Origin of the sequence: Kitasatospora sp. NPDC059673 (genome assembly GCF_042734215.1) — a bacterium.
In the GTDB taxonomy this organism is placed as follows: Bacteria; Actinomycetota; Actinomycetes; order Streptomycetales; family Streptomycetaceae; genus Kitasatospora.
Map to the genome: position 1 here is coordinate 1 of NZ_JBHWEN010000065.1, position 1,041 is coordinate 1,041.

The following is a 1,041-nucleotide window of genomic DNA, read 5'->3' on the forward strand; positions in this document are numbered from 1 at the left end:
CGCCCTGTTCGGACTCGCTTTCGCTACGGCTACCCCACACGGGTTAACCTCGCTACACACCGCAAACTCGCAGGCTCATTCTTCAAAAGGCACGCAGTCACAGCCCCGAAGGACTGCCCCCACGGCTTGTAGGCACACGGTTTCAGGTACTATTTCACTCCGCTCCCGCGGTACTTTTCACCATTCCCTCACGGTACTATCCGCTATCGGTCACCAGGGAATATTTAGGCTTAGCGGGTGGTCCCGCCAGATTCACACGGGATTTCTCGGGCCCCGTGCTACTTGGGAAATGAGCAAGCAAGCCGCTGATGTTTCGTCTACGGGGGTCTTACCCTCTACGCCGGACCTTTCGCATGTCCTTCGACTACACCAACGGTTTCTGACTCGCCGACCGGCCGGCAGACCGATCAAGCTCACTCCCACAACCCCCTGAGCGCAACCCCTGCCGGGTCTCACACGCTCAAGGTTTGGCCTCATCCGGTTTCGCTCGCCACTACTCCCGGAATCACGGTTGTTTTCTCTTCCTGCGGGTACTGAGATGTTTCACTTCCCCGCGTTCCCTCCACACTGCCTATGTGTTCAGCAGCGGGTGACAGCCCATGACGACTGCCGGGTTTCCCCATTCGGACACCCCCGGATCAAAGCTCGGTTGACAGCTCCCCGGGGCCTATCGCGGCCTCCCACGTCCTTCATCGGTTCCTGGTGCCAAGGCATCCACCGTGCGCCCTTAAAAACTTGGCCACAGATGCTCGCGTCCACTGTGCAGTTCTCAAACAACGACCAGACACCCAAACTCAACACCCCGAACATCGAGGCGCCTCGCATGAGGCCGGCATCCTAGAGGCAACTTCCGTTCCCTCAGGACCCAACAACGTGCCCGGCACACCAGGATCAGAGAATCGTTTTCCACGCCCCGAGGGGCAGTACTGGCGAACCATCACCGTGTGTGCCGAATAGTCAACGTTCCACCCATGAGCAACCGTGCGAGACATTCGCTCGCAAGCGGCCATGTGCTCCTTAGAAAGGAGGTGATCCAGCCGC

At 59.2% G+C, this 1,041-nt stretch carries 1 rRNA gene; it reads right to left on the reverse strand.

Annotation, left to right across the window (positions count from 1 at the left end):
* Positions 1–741: ribosomal RNA gene (locus ACFV18_RS32845) — 23S ribosomal RNA — on the reverse strand; the annotation flags it as partial.
* Between the last annotated feature and the right edge of the window lie 300 nt (positions 742–1,041).